1 pseudogene is annotated in these 482 nt (G+C 57.6%); it reads right to left on the bottom strand.

Annotated elements, in window-relative coordinates:
- A pseudogene (locus KP705_RS17280) lies at positions 1 to 482 on the bottom strand (Tn3 family transposase); the annotation flags it as partial.

Here is a 482-nt window from a genome sequence, read left to right as displayed (position 1 = left end):
CGTATCCTGGGCGCAAATCGATAACCAAAGAAGGGCATCAGCCCGAAAACATGATCCGATGCCCCACCCGTGTCGGTATAATGCTCTTCAATGGAAAGCCCGTTGGCATGATACAGCAGCCCATCCAGAACATAGGGTGCTTCACCGGCCGTCGCCGCAATCACCCGGGTCGAAAACGGATCATACTGATCGGAGATGTGGGTGTAGAAACTGACGCCCGGTTCACTGCCATTGCGCGCATTGATATCGCTGATCGMAGCGCCTCTCCCACCTGCCTGTAACTATTGACCATCACTTGAGGACGATGTGCCGTCTCCCCAGAGTGACGCCAGGGGCAGCCCACGATGGGCTGCAACCATACGGCCAAGGGCTTCGGCGTATCCGGCCTCGCTGATATGCCAGTCATGCAGATGCGCCAACTGGCGCAGGGTGGCACCCTGACAGGTGTCGGCCATGCGTGTCAGACCAAGATTAATCCCATC

It is taken from the genome of Gluconobacter sp. P1D12_c, from assembly GCF_018812105.1.
In the GTDB taxonomy this organism is placed as follows: domain Bacteria; phylum Pseudomonadota; class Alphaproteobacteria; order Acetobacterales; family Acetobacteraceae; genus Gluconobacter; species Gluconobacter oxydans_A.
Note: the sequence above shows the minus strand (reverse complement) of the source record. Positions and strands in the feature narration are given on the sequence as shown.